A 16,200-nucleotide genomic window follows, 5' to 3' on the forward strand; every position below is an offset into this window, starting at 1 on the left:
TAAGGGGCGCTTCTTCAAGGACTAACTCGTAGACGACTATGGATTATTCGATTAAAATACTAATCACAATTCTATCGTGTACTGAATTCATGCCTCAAGTAACGCTCAAAAAATTCGATTATCCACAAAGCCTGATTAAATCATATCAACATTGGGATTTATTGCTAAGACCCATGCAACCGACTTTAGGTTCAATGGTACTTATTTGCAAAGAGGGTGTGCACCAATATTCTGCCATTTCTAAGGAAGCTGCTGCTGAGCAAACAGTGATTATTGCTGATATTGAAAGGGTGTTAAAGAAGCGCTTTGATTACAGCAAAATTAACTATTTAATGTTAATGATGGTTGATCCCGCAGTGCATTTTCATGTTATTCCTCGCTATGAGTCTCCGGTTGAGTTTTGTGACAAAGTTTTTGAAGATCGCCATTGGCCAAACCCTCCTAACCTAGGAGATGATCTGCAGCTGGATACGATTTATCAGCAAGAGTTATTGAAAACCTTGAAGAGTGATTTCATTTCTATCAAGCCAATGGTGACGGCTAAAAAATATCGCCGAATGTACACCTCTGGCTGTTTTGATATTTTTCATCAAGGCCATTTAAATATTCTTAAAAAGACTAAAGAGCTGTGTGACTACTTGGTTGTGGGTGTTTCTACCGATGAAGTGATTATTAACTCTAAAGGCAGACCGCCAATTATTCCTTTTGAAGAGCGAATTTCAATTTTAGAAGCTAATCGCTATGTGGATGAAGTAATCCCTCAGATTGATAAAAATAAACAATCAATCGTTGATCAGTATAATATCGATGCTATTTCAGTGGGTTCTGATTGGAAGGGGAAATACCCACCAGTAAGTTGTGACATGGTCTATTTTGATTACACCCCTAATGTCAGTTCTACGGTATTAAAGCAAAAATTGAACATTACGCCTAAATAAGTGATTGAAAAATAGAATGACAGTTGCATCGAATAGTTGTTGATTTAAATTATTAATTTAGGCACTACCAAGGACGGAATTGAGACGTTTTATGAAGTTTAAAGTGTTTGTAATCAATCTCGATAAAAGCGTTGAAAGAATGGCTTTTATGCAACAACAACTTGAGCTGCTCAATATTGAGTTTGAACGAGTGCCTGCGGTATACGGTAAAGCACTGACTGAAGCTGAAATTGCTGCGGTTTTTGATGAGCCAACAAATTTAGCAAAATACGATAAAGTGCTGAATGTCGGTGAAATTGGCTGCTATTTGAGCCATGTCAATTGCTGGAATATGATGCTTGAGCAGCACTTGGACTTCGCGCTTATTTTAGAAGATGACTCGATATTAAACCCTGATTTATTATCATTATTAAAAAGCGTGAGTCAATTATCTGCTCAATGGGACTACATTAAATTATGTCACGGCAGTAAACAAAAAGCGGTTATTGATACCCTTGAGCTTGATGATGGTTTTTCATTATCGACCTGCTTAAAACTGCCTTCTTCTACCCGTGGTCAATTTGTGTCGATAGCTGGGGCTAAAAAGCTACTTGCAACGGCAATGCCTATTGCAAGGCCTGTGGATATTGATATTCAGTATTGGTTTCAAAAGGACTTAAGATGCTTTGTTGTTCGACCTTTTCCTGTGCAAGACGCTGACTTTGAAAGTGAAATATGTACTTTAGGTAATCGAAATACCACCAAAAAACATCCCCTGAAACGCATTTGGCAAAAGTTATGTTTTGAGGTCAAGGTAAGAATTAATCGAAGTAAGCTCCCCAAATTGCCAAGCCAGCTTTAGCTTTGAGTGAGTTTTAGCTTGGAATGTATTTTTTGATGCCATTTCGACAATAAGTTAATTTCTTTGAAATGGCGTCATCATAAATCTGTTGATTTACTTGTGCCATTTTTCGAGACAATTCTGGGTGGTACAGGTGATAACATACTGCTAAATGCTTCAATTGCTTTTTTGATGCTCCGCCGTTAATCAGTCGAACACAAAATTCCTTATCTTCAGCGCCCCAACCTACAAAGTCACAATTAAAGCCATTGACGTTTATCGCATCTTGGCGCCAAAAGCTAAAGTTACAACTAAACACGCTGTCGGCATTTTGATTTGTTTTGCTTAAGTAGTGACTTAACACATTAGAGCGAATGGCATTTTTATGGCCGCTTTGTGCAGCAAATAACACTGATAATGGCGAGATGGGTTTGTTAGACGTGATTATCTTTTGGCTAAATTTTGAGATAGCCTGACACGCTTTCCGGCGATGACTTGGTTCTTTTTCGCATTACTCAGGTGATCTTCAACAAAGCGAGGATGCAAAATAATATCGCCATCGATGCAAATAACATAGTCAGCTGTTGATGCTTGGATGGCATTGTTGCGACTCTTTGCTGCTCGAAAGCCTAAATCTTCTTGCCAACAATGGATTAAAGTAAAGGGCAGCTTTTGGGCACGATAAGAGTCTATAAGTGCTTTGGTTTCTTGTTTAGAACCATCATCAGCAATAATGACTTCAGTGGGAAATATGGTAAAACACGACCAGTATCAAATCAAACTTTGATGCGAGTATTTGATACTGATAAACTAGCTGGCAATACTTTACACAGTGAATATTCAAATGCATAGACGCGCAATTTACCCAGGTACTTTTGATCCCGTTACTAATGGCCATGCTGATTTAATTGAGCGTGCGGCAAAATTATTTGGTCACGTCATTATCGGCATTGCCTCAAATCCGTCAAAACAGCCGATGTTTACCCTTGAAGAGCGTGTAGAGCAAGTTAATTTAGTGACCGCCCATTTAGACAATGTGGAAGTGGTTGGCTTTACTGGCTTATTAGTTGATTTTGCTAAAGAGCAACAGGCGAGTGTGTTAGTGCGTGGTCTGCGAGCTGTGTCAGATTTTGAATATGAATTTCAATTAGCCAATATGAATCGTCGTTTAAGTCCAGATTTAGAAAGTGTCTTTTTGACCCCAGCGGAAGAAAACTCATTTATCTCTTCTACCTTGGTAAAAGAAGTTGCCCTACATGGCGGTGATGTGAGTCAATTCGTCCATCAGGATGTCGCCGCTTCTTTGCTGCAAAAAATTGCTTCAATTAAATCACTGCGGGTTGATTGAATTATTTCAAATATCTAAAAAATAGAAGCCTCAATAGCTATGCTATCGAGGCTTTTTGTTTTCTCGACTTAATATTCTTAAGCAGGGTAAGGCTTGTTCTGCCCTATTTTACCCTCAACAATCTTATGTCTGACATAGCCCACAAAATACCGTGGTGCGTTGACCTAAACGTATTTCACTTAATAGATTGCCGCATTCAGTGCAGTTTTCGCCGCCACGGCCATAAACATGTAACTTTTGGGCGAAGTAACCGGGTTTACCATCGGCATTGGTAAAATCTTTTAAGGTGGTGCCGCCTTGTTTAATGGCTTGGGCTAAAATCTGTTTCACTTCAGCAACCAGAATTGTTAAGCGTTCAATATCAATTGAGCCAGCAGCTGCTTGAGGATGAATACCTGCGGCAAACAAGGCTTCATTGGCATAAATGTTCCCCACACCGACCACAATGTGATTGTCCATTAAACACAGTTTGATGGCCTTTTTCTTATTGGCGAGGGCATTGTGTAGTTGCACTGGATTAAAGTCTTCACACAGTGGCTCTGGGCCTAATTTTGATAGTAATGGATGTGCTTCTTCAGGTAATTCATACCATAGCCATGCACCAAAGCGCCTTGGGTCATTGAACCTCAGAATGCGGCCATTTTCTAACGCCAAATCAATGTGGTCATGTTTTTCTGCTGGGGTGTTGGCTGGTAAAATTCGCAGACTCCCAGACATACCTAGATGGACTATGGTGATCCCCGCGTCAGTATCTATCAGTAAGTACTTAGCGCGGCGACGTACATTTCGGATAGTTTGGCCGATAATATTGCGGCAAATGTCAGGCACAGGCCAACGTAACGAACCATTATGAATAATAAGGTCGCGAACGGTTTGATCGACGAGGTAGGGTGATATTCCTTGGCGAGTGACTTCAACTTCCGGTAATTCAGGCATAGGGCTCTCTATTATTCTTGTGTTTGGCTGGCAATGATTGGGATGAGTTCAGTACGTAAGCTTGGCGGGATTTGGTACCAATTATCGGCGGCTGACTGCAATAACCCATACTGGGGGTAATATTGCCAAAGTTGTCCTTGTGGGGTGTGATTTATCGCAATCACTAACGATTGCGCTGCCGGTAACTGTTGGCGCTCTGCATCACTTATGCTGGTGGGGGAGATTGCTAATTGGCTCCAAGCCTCGGCTAAAGTTCTACAGTTTAAAACACTTGCAGAGCAGACCCAGCCGTTAGCGCCTTTATTAAGCCAAATATCATCGAATTGCAATTGGGTTAACTGGTTAGTTTCATCAAATAATGCTTGGGCATCATCGGGCATTTGATTGGTTTTTGAGTCGATAAAGGTTAGCACTGCCACCATGAAAACGCAGGCAATGATCAGGATGTTATTCCATTTTTTTCGAGATAAGGCCATAAACTAACGTGCTAGTGGTTGTTAGTCTTAGTGTATATCAAAGCTAGCCTTAGTGGGTAACCCTTGGTGGTTATCTGCTAAGGCTAGTTAATGAAGGCGGTTGATTTGCGTAAGTAAAAATGGCTTAACCGCCAGTGGTGTTCATAAATCGCAGAATTTGCACGTCATCATCGGTGCCAAAGTAGTGCTCTTTGGGTTTTTGTTGAATGCCATCCAAAATCGCTTGTTTTAGCTTATTAATATTACCTGGATGCGCTCTAACAATCGCTTTTAAATCAACCGAGTTTTCATTACCTAAACACAGCAATAAACGGCCTTCGACTGTCACTCTGACGCGGTTACATTCATGGCAAAAGCTATTACTGTGGGGCGAGATAAAGCCAATATGAATACTGTGATCTGCCATTTTGAAATAACGTGCTGGCCCACCAGTGCGTTTGCTTGACGGCACTAATGGATAGCGGGCTTCAATAAGGGCTCTGACTTCTTCGCTAGAACAATGACGACTGCGTTTACGCTCATCAATAACCCCTAGTGGCATCTCTTCAATAAAGGTGATGTCTAGTTCACGATCACGGCAAAAGTCGATTAAATCTAAGATTTCATGATCGTTTTTGCCACGTAAAATCACGGCATTGATTTTGATATGCTTAAAGCCTGCGGCTTTAGCGGCATCAATACCTGCAATGACTCGTTCAACTTTACCGTTGCGAGTCATTTCAGTGAATAGCTCAGGGTTGAGGGTATCTAAGCTGATGTTCAAGCGCTTTAAACCAGCATCATGCATGGGCTGAGCAAGTTTACTTAAGCGTGAGCCATTGGTGGTCATCGATAAATCATCTAAACCAGGCAATTTACCTAATAACTCAATAAGCTTATCGCAATCGGTTCTTACTAAAGGTTCGCCGCCAGTTAAGCGGATTTTCTTTACTCCGAGTTCGGTAAAGGCTTGTGCAATCCATGCGAGTTCTTCTAAGGTAAGTACTTGCTCTCTAGGCAGAAAGCTTGGATCTTCGCTCATGCAATATACACAGCGAAAATCACAGCGGTCAGTGACCGATAAACGTAAGTACTCTACTTTTCGATTAAAACTGTCGACGATCAAACTCATGAATTAGTACATCTTATGGTTAGTTATAACAGTTCAGCAAAAGGCTGAATGAAGACTTGCTGGCCAGGCATGACGGCATCTTCGGCTTCACCGATAATAACCAGACAATTTGCCTTAACCATGGAGTTCAACATCCCTGAACCCTGTGCCCCTGTTGAGGTCACATGTAACCGTCCATCATTGCTTAACGAGTAAACACCGCGCACAAACTCTGTTCGACCTGTGCGGCTTTTTAAGATGCTATCTGTTATTGCTGGTAAATATTGTGGCTGCCAATTACTTTCGCCAGCCAGTTTACGAATTGCAGGTTGCACAAATTGTAAAAACGACACCATTACCGCCACGGGATTACCCGGTAAGCCAAAGAACAAACTGTCGTTGACTTGGCCAAAGGCTAATGGTCGACCTGGACGCATATTAATGCGCCAGAAGTTTATTTTACCAATTTTAGCCAATACTGTTTTGATGTAGTCAGCATTTCCGACAGAAACTCCACCGGAGCTGATCACAATATCGGCATCAACACTGGCTTGTTGTAGCGCAGCCGTTAATGATGCTTCGCTATCTTCAATAATGCCTAAGTCAATGACTTTACAGCCTAACTTTTGCGCCATTGATTTAATGGTGTAGCGATTAGAGTCGTAAATACAGTTGGCTTTTAACGGCTCGCCCGGTTGACTCACTTCATCGCCAGTGGAAAACACCGCCACAACCGGTTGTTTAACAACATCTGCAGAGGCTAAACCCAATGAGGCTAATAAGCCTTGTTCAGCGGCTTGTAAGCGATGACCTTTTGCTAATGCTAAGGCATCTTTGGCAATATCTTCACCTGCAAGTCTGACATGCTGACCCGCATCCACTTTGCCTTGTAATTGCACTTGGCCATCTTGTTCAACCACCAACTCACGTGCTTCGACAGTGTCAGCGCCAGTTGGCACGGTTGCGCCTGTCATAATGCGTACGGCTTCACCGGGGTTTAATGTGCCTGGATATTGGTGCCCAGCAAGCACTTCACCCATCAATTTTAATGGCGCAACTGGGTTGCTTGGGCTGTTATCAGTACTATAAGCAAAAGCATAACCATCCATTGCTGAATTGGTTTGCTGGGGCACGTTAACAGGTGAAATCGCATCGCTAGCTAGTACTCGATTTGCTGCGTCATCGATGGTGACTTGCTCACTAGCGGTAAGCGGCGTCACCATGGTCATGAGTTGCTCTAAGCCTTGGGCAACTGATAAAAATTTCTGCTCATCGCTTACAGGTGTTGCAACGGTTGGGATCGGTAAAGCCACTTCAGGTGTTTGCCACTTTTGACTGTATTCAATCACAAAGTCGGCAATTTGGCCGACGTTATTTAAATCGAGTCGGGTTAACTCGGCCGGTGTTTCGGTGTCGTCACAACACGCGATAGCGACAATGTTTTCATCATGGGTATGGATCAGTGGCTTGCCGTGGGCGGCGCGGTGCAGCTCAATTTTAGGCAGTTGCAGCTTTTTAAAGCCCTCAACAAGCACGATATCCACTTTGTCCGTTTCAATTTGCTTTAGTAAGTGCGGTAATTGTGGGTCACCATCAACCGCATCTTCAGTCATTAATGCCCAGCGAATATGGGAGGCAACCAGCATTTGCTTAGCACCTGCTTTACGCATTTCGTAACTGTCTTTTCCCGGAATATCCACATCAAAATTATGGTGTGCGTGTTTAATTACTGCTAAACGTAACCCTCGACGATTTAATTCGGGAATAAGTTGTTTTAACAAGGTGGTTTTACCGGTGCCGCTATAGGCACAGAATCCAAGAACAGGAATACTCAGCGGATTGGAAAACGGTATACTCATAAAGACCTCATTGTTGGCTTGTTACTGTGTTGCCACAGCTTACTTGGCATTCTCGATGACAAGTTTTTGTTCAAGTGTGTTCACATTAACAAATGCATTAGGTTGATCGGCAAAGCTGGTTACAACGTGTTTTTGCTTTTCATACCATAAAAATATTTTTCGATCGCCGGCATCTAAAAAGGCCTGCATCGATTGTTTTAATTCAGGTTTTAATAACATCACCACAGGTTGGTGATGTTCGCCATCGCTGGCTACCGCGATATCAGCATCGGCTTCTTTTAACGAGGCATACATGCGCTCACACAAATCTGTTGGTAGCATTGGGCTATCACAAGGCACCACTAATAATAACTCGGCATCAGTGTGCGCCATCGCGGTGACCATGCCTGCGAGTGGGCCTAAATAACCACTGTCATTGTCACTGATAACCTCAAAACCTAGCTCAGCATATTGTTGCTGGCTTCTATTGGCATTAATGATGATGCGATTCACTTGTGGTTGAACTCGCTCAATGGTGTGGCTGATCATTGGCTTATTATTGAGCTCAACTAAGCCTTTATCTATGCCGCCCATTCTTCTGGCCATGCCGCCGGCTAAAATAACGGCATCAATTTGCACTGACATATTGAAACTCCTGTGATTGTTCAACGCTAGGGATATGATTGCTGGCCACAACGTTGTTGTCAGCAATATGCCAATGCTTTTTGCACAAGGCTGTTAAGCCGCAGGTTTGATGACTACTAATAATTAGACCTGTGCCTTCTTGTTTTAATTGGTTAATCATCGCTAAAACCAGTTTTTGCGATTGCTTATCCATATTAGATATTGGCTCGTCTAGCATTAACAGTTTGGGTTGGCTTATCCAAGCTCTGGCTAGCGCTAATCGTTGGCGTTCACCGCCAGATAAATCAGTGGCATTACTGTGTAATAATGCCCCCAGCTGCGCCATATCAATAGCTTGACGAATACGCTGTTGAAGCTGCTCGGCGCTAAACTTGTCCTTTGGTAAGGCGTAGCGCAAGTTGTAGTCCACATTACCATCAAACAGGTAGGCATGTTGGTGAAGATAAACCGCTTTGCCTAGTAAGGTACTTGGTTGCCACCATTTTGGCGCGGCAAATCCTTCAGCTGTTACCTTACCTAATGACGGTTTTACGATCCCCGCTAATAGTTTCATAAGGGTGGATTTACCACTGCCATTGTCCCCTTGCAGGTATATGACATCGCCTTCACAAAAACTCAGGCTGTCAAAAGCAAACAACTTTCTTGCTTTAAATTGCACCTGAATGTTTTTCGCGGTCACTTTAACCATGATTACTGACTCCTTGGCATGGCTTTGCCACGCAGTGAGCCGATGGCAAAATTAATCACAATCGCTAAAATCAGCAGCACTAATCCTAGTGCGATAGCTTGGGCAAAGTCGCCTTTACTGGTTTCTAAGGCAATGGCGGTGGGAATATTACGGGTGTGGTGTAAAATATTGCCCCCCACCATCATTGAGCAACCCACTTCAGTCAAAATTCGGCTAAAAGCAGCAATAATGGCCAATAATAACGGTACGCGAAGTTCGCGACATACGGTCCAAATAGCACGCTGCCACGATGCGCCAAGGGTGCGGGAGGTTTCCCATGCACGGCGGTCTACACTACTAAATGCCGCTTGGGATAATGCGATAAGTACCGGGGCACAAATCATCATTTGTCCTAAGATCATTCCTTGTTGGGTAAACAACCAGCGTAAGTCGCCCATTGGCCCATTTCTGGTGAGCAGCAAATAAGCCAGTAAGCCGATCACAACTGTGGGGATTGATTGTAAGGTTTGCACAATATTGGTGACAAACCAGCGACCAGGAAATTGGTAAGATGCCAGCAAAAAGCCCAACACAATTGATGGGATCAAGGTGATGAGCAGCGCCGCAAAAGAGACGGAAAAAGATACACTTATGATAGACCATACATCAGGGTCTAACGAAAGCAGCAAGCTAAATGCTTGCTGCAGTAGGGCTAACCAGCCTTCATTCATTACTTATATGTTGCCTTAAATAATTGCTCTCCCTGAACTTTAAAGTCATTAATCATCTGCTGAGCCGCTGGGCTAATAAACCAATCGCTTAATGCCTTAGCACCTTGATGATTCAATTCAGGGTATTTTTCTGCGTTAATTAGGATAATTTGATAAGGGTTTGCTAAATCGGCGCCGCCTTCGAATGTAATTGCCAAATCTAATTTAGCTTTGTAAGCAACAAACGTTCCACGATCTGTCAGTGTATAGGCTTGTTTCTCATTGGCCATCAGTAACGTTTTACCCATACCTTGGCCAATTGAAGTATAGCCTGAAAAATCTGGCGTTACAGAAGCTTGTTTCCAAATTGCGAGCTCTTTCATATTGGTGCCAGAATTATCACCGCGTGAGATAAAACTGTTGCCCGATGCTGCGATTTTTTGAAACGCTTCAACGACATCATCGCTTGTTGCTAGTTTAGCGGGATCAGCAATTGGGCCTAAAACCACAAAATCGTTTTCCATGATCCCGCGAGGATTAGTGCCATAACCGTCTTTAACAAACTTAGCTTCAGCAGCAGGTGCATGGGTCATTACCACGTCTACATCACCTTGACTGGCCAGTTTTAGTGCTTTACCAGTACCTGTGGCGATAACCTGTACCTTATAACCAGATTCAGCTTCAAATGTCGGCAAAATAGCGCGTAAAAGACCTGAATTATCAGTGCTGGTGGTGGTCGCAAGCTTAATAATTTCTTCAGCATTTACTGTCGCGCTCATCATGGTGCTAGTTAATAATGCGACACTGAATGTTGCCGTTAAAGCTGATTTTAGACTAAACATTTTTAATTCCTTGAAGAGATAATCATTAAAACATCATATTTATGGTTAAAAAAACAACATTTACATTAACTTATCTTAGTTACAAATAGATACAGCAAATAATATGCCAAGGGCGTTTCTGAAAATTTGGATCACGACTAAATTTAAAATTGTGATCTAGATCGCGTGCGAATTATGTTTTTACAGACATATTGTCCCAGTAAGCTAATTCTGGTGGGCAAACTGACCCAGCAATAGATTTTTAGTGATACGATAAGCTTAAATATAGTCAAAATGTCCAAAGTAGGCCCTCATATGAACACCAATGACTCAAACGAAAAATCGTTACCAACTGCTGTTTCGGTATTGATTGTGGATGATGAGCCTGGAATGCGTAGCTTTCTTAAAAAGGCGTTGTCAAAAAAATTCGCTTTAGTAGAAACTGCCTCCACCATTGGCGAGGCAGAAAAGCTGCGTAGCCGTGGCCATTTTGATTTATTAATTGTCGATATTCGCTTGCCTGATCGCTCTGGTATCGATTGGCATGAGGCGCTAAATGAACCTGACCGCCAATCGGACATTATCTTTATGACTGGCTATGCCGATATGGATGTGGCGATTAAAGCCTTAAGAGCGGGCGCTTCAGACTTCATTATGAAGCCGTTTCATCTCGAGCAAATGATGACTTCGGTTGACCGTTGTATTGAACGAAGGTTATTAAAGCGTGAAAACTTCATGCTTCGTCGTGAGCTTTCAACTGGCCACTCAACCACCATGATTGGCAACAGCGATGCCATGATGGAAGTGAAACAAGTCATTGAACGCGTTGCGCCAACAAATGCCGTGGTGCTCATCGAAGGTGAGTCAGGTACTGGTAAAGAGCTGGTGGCAAGGCAATTACACCAGCTAAGTGGCCGTACTGGCGCATTTGTCCCAGTTAACTGTGGCGCCATTGCCCCCGAGTTGCTGAGTAGTGAACTTTTTGGCCATACAGCAGGTGCCTTTACTGGCGCGAAAGGCGCCCGTGAAGGCTTATTTAGTTTTGCGTCAGGCGGAACGATTTTCTTAGATGAAATTGGTGAAATGCCAATGAAAATGCAAACGGCACTATTGAGGGTTTTAGAGCAAAAATCTATCAGGCCCGTGGGCAGTGAAAAAGAAGTCGCCATTGATGTCAGAGTGGTGGCGGCAACAAACCGCTTGTTATCAGAAGAGGTAGCTGCTGGTAACTTCAGAAGTGATTTATATTATCGACTCAATGTACTCAATATCTTGATCCCTCCTTTACGCACACGTCCTGAGGATGTGATTGAATTAACCCATCATTTTACTTGGCAACTAGCCCGCGAGTTAGGGGTTAAAGAGGTGATTTGGAGCCATGAAGATATACAGGTACTGCAACAACATGAGTGGCCAGGGAATATTCGTGAACTGCGTAATATGATTGAGCGCTGTATTTTATTGGGTAAGCCGCCTGCAGAGTATTGGAAAAAAGCGCCAGAAACAGAAGCGATGACTCAAGCCGGTTACCCACTAAGTTGGCCACTAAAAGAAGTGGAAAAACAACACGTCATGAGTGTTGTCGATGCCAATAATGGCAATAAATCGGCGGCTGCCCGCGATTTAGGGGTGTCTCGAAAAACCTTAGATCGAAAATATAAAGAATGGTTTGATGCTGAACCGGATAAGGAAGCGTAAATCGTGTCGGTATTTAGTCAAATATTTGGAGTCAGCTGGCAGCAAATGCAGGCCAAAGTGCGTTATCGGATTTTAATCCTGACATTGCTGCCCATCTTACTGACCCTGATAAGCCTAGTGTTCATTACCATTTACTGGAATATCAGTTATACCGGTAAACAGTTGTTTATGAAGGTTAAGGCTGATTTGACTGTGGCCACCAATACCCTTGAAGAGGTTCAGCGACAACAAGAAATTCAATTGCTCAATGTGAGTCAATCATGGGACTTTCAGAATGCCTTCCAGCAAATCAAGCAGGGCGACTCATCCCAGATAGACAAAATTAATCAATACCTGGAACAACAAAAGCAGTTTTTACAACTTGATATATTAAGGCTAATCAAAGTTGAGCAAGCCGCGGCCGATCCCGATTTGCGGATAATGTTACCCAAAATCCAACAGCAACAACCCTTGTCTGGTTTGATGGTGTTATCAGCCAAGCGTTTGGCTCGTCTCGCCCCCGGTTTAGCCAGTATCGCCCGCATTCCTATATCGGCTACTTTAAGGGCGCAAGAGCCCACCAAAAGTGAAGAAACACGTGGCATGTTAAGCCGGAGTTTATTGCCCATATTAAATGAAAATGGCCAAGTGAATTGGTATCTCGATGGTGGGATTTTATTTAATCGCAACACGGTTATAGTCGATCATATTCGAGACTTGGTGTACGACGAGGGCACCTTGCCTGAGCGCTCAATTGGTACTGTGACTATTTTTCTTGATAATGCCCGCATTAGTACCAATGTGCCTATGGATCTATTTTCGCCCCATGAAACAGCGAGCCAATCGAGGGCATTAGGCACCTTAGTGTCAGAAGATGTGCGCCAGAGAGTCTTGGTTGAAGGGGAGTCGTGGGTTGACCGTGCCTTTGTATTAAATGACTGGTTTATTTCAGGCTACTCCCCCCTTAAAGATATTCGTGGTAAACGTATTGGGATGATTTATTCAGGTTTTTCTGAGTCGCCTTTTATACACACCTATATTCTCAATATCCTCGAGCTTGGCACCATTTTAATGCTGGTGTTGTTGGTGTCTGGTTTCTTGGTTTATCGAGGGGCTAATAGCTTACTTGAGCCCATTGAGCGCATTCATCATGTGGTAAAAGCGGTGCAGTCAGGCCGAGACTTACGTATCGGCGAGCTGGGATTAGAGCATGATAATGAGCTATCTAATTTGGCTAAGCAATTTGACCACATGCTGGACTTACTGCAGCGGCGTAATAACCAAATTCAGCTAGCGGCAGAGCAGCTTGAAGTGAAAGTGGAGCAACGTACCCGTAGCTTGCAAGATAAAACCGAAGAGCTGCAACGTAACGTGGCCTTGCTAAATGAAACAAGACATCAACTGGTCACCAATGAAAAGTTAACCGCCTTAGGGGAGCTTACAGCCGGTATTGCCCATGAAATTAATAATCCTACCGCGGTAATTTTAGGCAATATGGAACTAATGAAGTATGAGCTTGGCAGTAAGGCTGTTGCTGTTGAAGAAGAAATTGAACTGGTTATTCAGCAGGTAGGTAGAATAAGCACCATTATTCGCAGCTTGTTGCAGTACAGTCGCCCCGGTGAGTTTAATGCGCCGCTTGAAATGCACCCAGTGCAACCGATGATCGAAGAAATGTTAGTACTGGTTAGGCACTCGATTGAAAAGCAAGAAGTCGAACTCATCAAAGATATTAATACCCAATGCACGGTACAAGTGAATCAGCCGCAAATCTTACAAGTGCTCATTAACCTAGTGGTTAACGCTGCCCACGCCATTGAAAATAAAGGCCGAATTTGGGTCAGAGCCAATGATTGGCTTGAAAATGACGAGGTTGTCGGGGTAAAAATTGAAGTGGAAGACGAAGGCATGGGGATTAAACCTGAGCGCTTAAGCCGTATCTTCGACCCTTTTTACACTACCCGTAAAGACGGTACAGGCTTAGGCTTATCGCTCAGTTACGGCATTATTAAGCGCATTGGTGGCACCATTGAGGTGAAGTCGACCTTAGGTAAAGGTACGGTATTTACTATCGGGCTTTATCATAAGGCGAAAGAAGAACAGGAAAATAATCCCTATGATGGACTGCATTTTGAAGATAATAGCCGCGTAGATACTGACGCTTAGCTGTTTATCGTATTAGCTGCTTATAGCGTTAGTTGCATATGACATTGAATATGGATTGTTATAAGCAGTGACGACTAGATAGTCTGCGTTAGTTTCTTGGTTTGGGATTAATAGTGTAATTGAGTCAATCGCAGATAAAAAAAAGCCAGGTGATGAGCCTGGCCACTAAGAGTGTATGAGCAATGTCGTGCTTGCAGACTCAGAGGGTATTAATAGGAGATGAAGCTATTAATAAGAACTGAGTTTTGGAACGCAGATAAATAGTAATCATTATCATTTAGATTTGCAACTTGTTGGTGAAATTATTTTCAACTTTACAAACCCTTTACAAATGCTCTGCAAGCTCTTTGGGGCAGTCGACTAACTTTTATCGTTCAAATCGACACTGTCTATCTTGGTTGTTAAGCTAATTCTTTATGCAAAAACAACTTGTTATCTGCCGAGTCAGTGGCTGATTCAACCTGCGTAATGTGGTATTGGTTAGTAACCAACATCGTCAGCATGGCGTTAAATTGGTTGCGAGTTTTAACTTCAAGGCGTTGATAACCTTGCTCTGTCGCCCACTTTTCTTGGTACTCGAGCATAGATTTTGCTAAACCAAGTTGCCTGAAATCAGCATCAACTCCGCCAAGCCAGCTGTAAAAACGCTGATTATCGAGCTGATATCCTATTTTAAACCCAGCAAGTTCACCTTCAACATAAGCTAATAAAATCAAACAAGCTTGATTGTCTAATTTGCTATGTAATGATTCGACAGTTTGAGCGCGATCGAGTTCGTTAATGCGGGCACTGATAGCGGCAATATGAATAGCCACCTCAGCACTTAGCTCAGTATGAGCTTCAATTTGGATAGTTAGCATGTAAGGTTTACTTTTGGTTGGGCCATGCCGCCTCAATATCAGAACGGCTGATATTGAGCTGACAACAGCAAAAATATGGCCGCATATTAACTCATCGTACCAGTTAATAATGCGGCATAGCTTAAAAACTCACTAGAAAGTGTGCTTTGTCAGCAGTGACTCGCGGTGATTTAGTAACATTAGAGCGCAGTCGAGGTGCGGGTTGTATCAGATAAAACCAACCTATCGGTGAGCACTTTCAGTAATACCCCATATGCAGGTAAAAATAACCCTAAGCTAACCATAAGTTTAAAGGCGTAATCGACAGTGGCTATTTCAGGCCAGTGATTTGCCATAAATGGGTCTGAAGAGGCGTAAAATGCAATACTGAAAAACACGACAGTATCAACCAAGTTACCAAATAGAGTCGATGCGGCAGGGGCTACCCACCAGGCTTTAGCTTTACGCAATTTAGCAAATACAGTGATATCCATTAACTGTCCGACTAAGTAAGCCACAAAGCTGGCAAGTGCGATACGGAACACAAATTGATTCCACTGGGCTAATGAATCAGCGCCTTGGAAAACCCCTTGATGGAAAATCACCCCCATGACATAGGAGATCACCAATGCAGGTAACATGGCTTTGAAAATAATACTGCGAGCCGCTTGTTGGCCAAATATTCTGACGGTTAAATCTGTGGCTAAATAGACAAAGGGAAAGCTAAACGCCCCCCAAGTGGTGTGATAACCAAAAATCTGAAACGGGAGTTGTACCAAATAGTTGCTTGCGCAAATAATGATGATATGAAAACTGACAAGAAACATCAGTGCACGGCGACATTGCGCCTGAGAGAGCATTAACATGTTATGGCCTTTTTTATTGGGTTAGACGGGGTGAGGGAACCCGTATATGTACTTGGCGTTGCTGATTATATATTTTAGCTGACTTTAACTTGCTCAAAGAGTTTATTGAGTGGTGTCATTTTCGCCAAGGAGGACGCATTATAGTGAGCAAAAAATAAGATGCAACCATCGCGCGACATTTTTTGACCGATTTTGATAATAATACTCTGGTTAGTTCTATCAATAATCAATTTAATGGCCAATATTGATGCTCGTAACGCGGTATTTTATGATTATTCATATAAGCGAAAAAGCACTTTTGTTGTACGGCTATCGGTTTGCGTTTCAGCTAAATTAGCGAAGCGTTAATTTGAAATTGATTTT

17 protein-coding genes are annotated in these 16,200 nt (G+C 42.8%); 5 read left to right on the forward strand and 12 right to left on the reverse strand.

From position 1 onward, the window contains the following. Positions 1–89 precede the first annotated feature (89 nt). Both Q4557_RS06065 and Q4557_RS06070 read left to right on the forward strand, forming a co-directional pair. Entirely contained in the window at positions 90–938 is an 849-nt protein-coding gene (locus Q4557_RS06065) for an adenylyltransferase/cytidyltransferase family protein (RefSeq protein ID WP_303411379.1), read from the forward strand. Positions 939–1,029: 91 nt separating this feature from the next. Continuing rightward, positions 1,030–1,779: a glycosyltransferase family 25 protein gene (locus Q4557_RS06070; protein ID WP_303411381.1), complete on the forward strand. Its 750-nt coding sequence runs from the start codon at positions 1,030–1,032 to the stop codon at positions 1,777–1,779. Positions 1,780–1,792: 13 nt separating this feature from the next. On the opposite strand, the gene Q4557_RS06075 is transcribed toward Q4557_RS06070, so the two are convergent. Together Q4557_RS06075 and Q4557_RS19925 are read right to left on the reverse strand one after the other, a co-directional pair. Next, positions 1,793–2,170: a galactosyltransferase-related protein gene (locus Q4557_RS06075; protein WP_303411384.1), complete on the reverse strand. Its 378-nt coding sequence runs from the start codon at positions 2,168–2,170 to the stop codon at positions 1,793–1,795. A 32-nt stretch (positions 2,171–2,202) separates the two neighbouring features. Next, positions 2,203–2,511, reverse strand: a complete 309-nt coding sequence (locus Q4557_RS19925) for a glycosyltransferase (protein WP_368506490.1) — start codon at positions 2,509–2,511, stop codon at positions 2,203–2,205. A 91-nt stretch (positions 2,512–2,602) separates the two neighbouring features. Between Q4557_RS19925 and coaD the strand changes: the two genes are divergently transcribed. Then, positions 2,603–3,106 carry a pantetheine-phosphate adenylyltransferase gene (gene coaD / locus Q4557_RS06080; RefSeq protein WP_303411386.1) on the forward strand — a complete coding sequence of 168 codons (504 nt, stop codon included), beginning with the start codon at positions 2,603–2,605 and terminating at the stop codon, positions 3,104–3,106. A 123-nt stretch (positions 3,107–3,229) separates the two neighbouring features. Here coaD and mutM read toward each other — a convergent pair whose 3' ends face one another. From mutM to Q4557_RS06120, 8 genes are all read right to left on the reverse strand, one after another. Next, positions 3,230–4,042, reverse strand: coding sequence for a bifunctional DNA-formamidopyrimidine glycosylase/DNA-(apurinic or apyrimidinic site) lyase (gene mutM / locus Q4557_RS06085; protein ID WP_303411388.1), 813 nt, complete (start codon positions 4,040–4,042; stop codon positions 3,230–3,232). Between the two features lie 11 nt (positions 4,043–4,053). Next, entirely contained in the window at positions 4,054–4,518 is a 465-nt protein-coding gene (locus Q4557_RS06090; protein ID WP_102475990.1) for a hypothetical protein, read from the reverse strand. A 124-nt stretch (positions 4,519–4,642) separates the two neighbouring features. Beyond that, entirely contained in the window at positions 4,643–5,629 is a 987-nt protein-coding gene (gene moaA, locus Q4557_RS06095; protein ID WP_102520422.1) for a GTP 3',8-cyclase MoaA, read from the reverse strand. 23 nt (positions 5,630–5,652) lie between these two features. Next, positions 5,653–7,467 (reverse strand): bifunctional molybdopterin-guanine dinucleotide biosynthesis adaptor protein MobB/molybdopterin molybdotransferase MoeA, encoded by a 1,815-nt coding sequence (locus tag Q4557_RS06100; protein ID WP_102475989.1) that lies wholly within the window; start codon positions 7,465–7,467, stop codon positions 5,653–5,655. 39 nt (positions 7,468–7,506) lie between these two features. Continuing rightward, the gene (mobA, locus tag Q4557_RS06105) at positions 7,507–8,091 is read right to left on the reverse strand and encodes a molybdenum cofactor guanylyltransferase MobA (RefSeq protein WP_102475988.1); all 585 of its coding nucleotides are present in this window, start codon (positions 8,089–8,091) and stop codon (positions 7,507–7,509) included. Further along, on the reverse strand, positions 8,075–8,779 hold the full coding sequence (locus Q4557_RS06110; RefSeq protein ID WP_102475987.1) for an energy-coupling factor ABC transporter ATP-binding protein: 705 nt from the start codon (positions 8,777–8,779) through the stop codon (positions 8,075–8,077). Before Q4557_RS06110 ends, mobA begins: the two co-directional genes overlap by 17 nt. 2 nt (positions 8,780–8,781) lie before the next feature. Next, positions 8,782–9,489 (reverse strand): ABC transporter permease, encoded by a 708-nt coding sequence (locus Q4557_RS06115; RefSeq protein WP_076542090.1) that lies wholly within the window; start codon positions 9,487–9,489, stop codon positions 8,782–8,784. After that, positions 9,489–10,250, reverse strand: a complete 762-nt coding sequence (locus Q4557_RS06120) for a substrate-binding domain-containing protein (RefSeq protein WP_241903543.1) — start codon at positions 10,248–10,250, stop codon at positions 9,489–9,491. Before Q4557_RS06120 ends, Q4557_RS06115 begins: the two co-directional genes overlap by 1 nt. Positions 10,251–10,604: 354 nt before the next feature. Between Q4557_RS06120 and Q4557_RS06125 the strand changes: the two genes are divergently transcribed. Then, entirely contained in the window at positions 10,605–11,987 is a 1,383-nt protein-coding gene (locus tag Q4557_RS06125; RefSeq protein ID WP_102439343.1) for a sigma-54 dependent transcriptional regulator, read from the forward strand. Between the two features lie 3 nt (positions 11,988–11,990). Further along, entirely contained in the window at positions 11,991–14,132 is a 2,142-nt protein-coding gene (locus tag Q4557_RS06130; protein WP_303411397.1) for a cache domain-containing protein, read from the forward strand. A gap of 401 nt (positions 14,133–14,533) precedes the next feature. Here Q4557_RS06130 and Q4557_RS06135 read toward each other — a convergent pair whose 3' ends face one another. Together Q4557_RS06135 and Q4557_RS06140 are read right to left on the reverse strand one after the other, a co-directional pair. Beyond that, the gene (locus Q4557_RS06135; protein ID WP_102475984.1) at positions 14,534–14,992 is read right to left on the reverse strand and encodes a GNAT family N-acetyltransferase; all 459 of its coding nucleotides are present in this window, start codon (positions 14,990–14,992) and stop codon (positions 14,534–14,536) included. A 179-nt stretch (positions 14,993–15,171) separates the two neighbouring features. Then, a complete protein-coding gene (locus Q4557_RS06140) occupies positions 15,172–15,837 on the reverse strand; it encodes a 7-cyano-7-deazaguanine/7-aminomethyl-7-deazaguanine transporter (protein ID WP_102475983.1) in 666 nt (221 codons plus the stop codon). Between the last annotated feature and the right edge of the window lie 363 nt (positions 15,838–16,200).

This window comes from Shewanella sp. 5_MG-2023, from assembly GCF_030547465.1.
GTDB lineage: Bacteria > Pseudomonadota > Gammaproteobacteria > Enterobacterales > Shewanellaceae > Shewanella.

Bases quoted from the DNA above. Each gene is read 5' to 3' on its own strand.
- Q4557_RS06065 (WP_303411379.1), top strand. From the start codon at position 90: ATGCCTCAAGTAACGCTCAAAAAATTCGATTATCCACAAAGCCTGATT.
- Q4557_RS06070 (WP_303411381.1), top strand. From the start codon at position 1,030: ATGAAGTTTAAAGTGTTTGTAATCAATCTCGATAAAAGCGTTGAAAGA.
- coaD (WP_303411386.1), top strand. From the start codon at position 2,603: ATGCATAGACGCGCAATTTACCCAGGTACTTTTGATCCCGTTACTAAT.
- mutM (WP_303411388.1), bottom strand. From the start codon at position 4,042: ATGCCTGAATTACCGGAAGTTGAAGTCACTCGCCAAGGAATATCACCC.
- Q4557_RS06090 (WP_102475990.1), bottom strand. From the start codon at position 4,518: ATGGCCTTATCTCGAAAAAAATGGAATAACATCCTGATCATTGCCTGC.
- moaA (WP_102520422.1), bottom strand. From the start codon at position 5,629: ATGAGTTTGATCGTCGACAGTTTTAATCGAAAAGTAGAGTACTTACGT.
- Q4557_RS06100 (WP_102475989.1), bottom strand. From the start codon at position 7,467: ATGAGTATACCGTTTTCCAATCCGCTGAGTATTCCTGTTCTTGGATTC.
- mobA (WP_102475988.1), bottom strand. From the start codon at position 8,091: ATGTCAGTGCAAATTGATGCCGTTATTTTAGCCGGCGGCATGGCCAGA.
- Q4557_RS06110 (WP_102475987.1), bottom strand. From the start codon at position 8,779: ATGGTTAAAGTGACCGCGAAAAACATTCAGGTGCAATTTAAAGCAAGA.
- Q4557_RS06115 (WP_076542090.1), bottom strand. From the start codon at position 9,489: ATGAATGAAGGCTGGTTAGCCCTACTGCAGCAAGCATTTAGCTTGCTG.
- Q4557_RS06120 (WP_241903543.1), bottom strand. From the start codon at position 10,250: ATGATGAGCGCGACAGTAAATGCTGAAGAAATTATTAAGCTTGCGACC.
- Q4557_RS06125 (WP_102439343.1), top strand. From the start codon at position 10,605: ATGAACACCAATGACTCAAACGAAAAATCGTTACCAACTGCTGTTTCG.
- Q4557_RS06135 (WP_102475984.1), bottom strand. From the start codon at position 14,992: ATGCTAACTATCCAAATTGAAGCTCATACTGAGCTAAGTGCTGAGGTG.
- Q4557_RS06140 (WP_102475983.1), bottom strand. From the start codon at position 15,837: ATGTTAATGCTCTCTCAGGCGCAATGTCGCCGTGCACTGATGTTTCTT.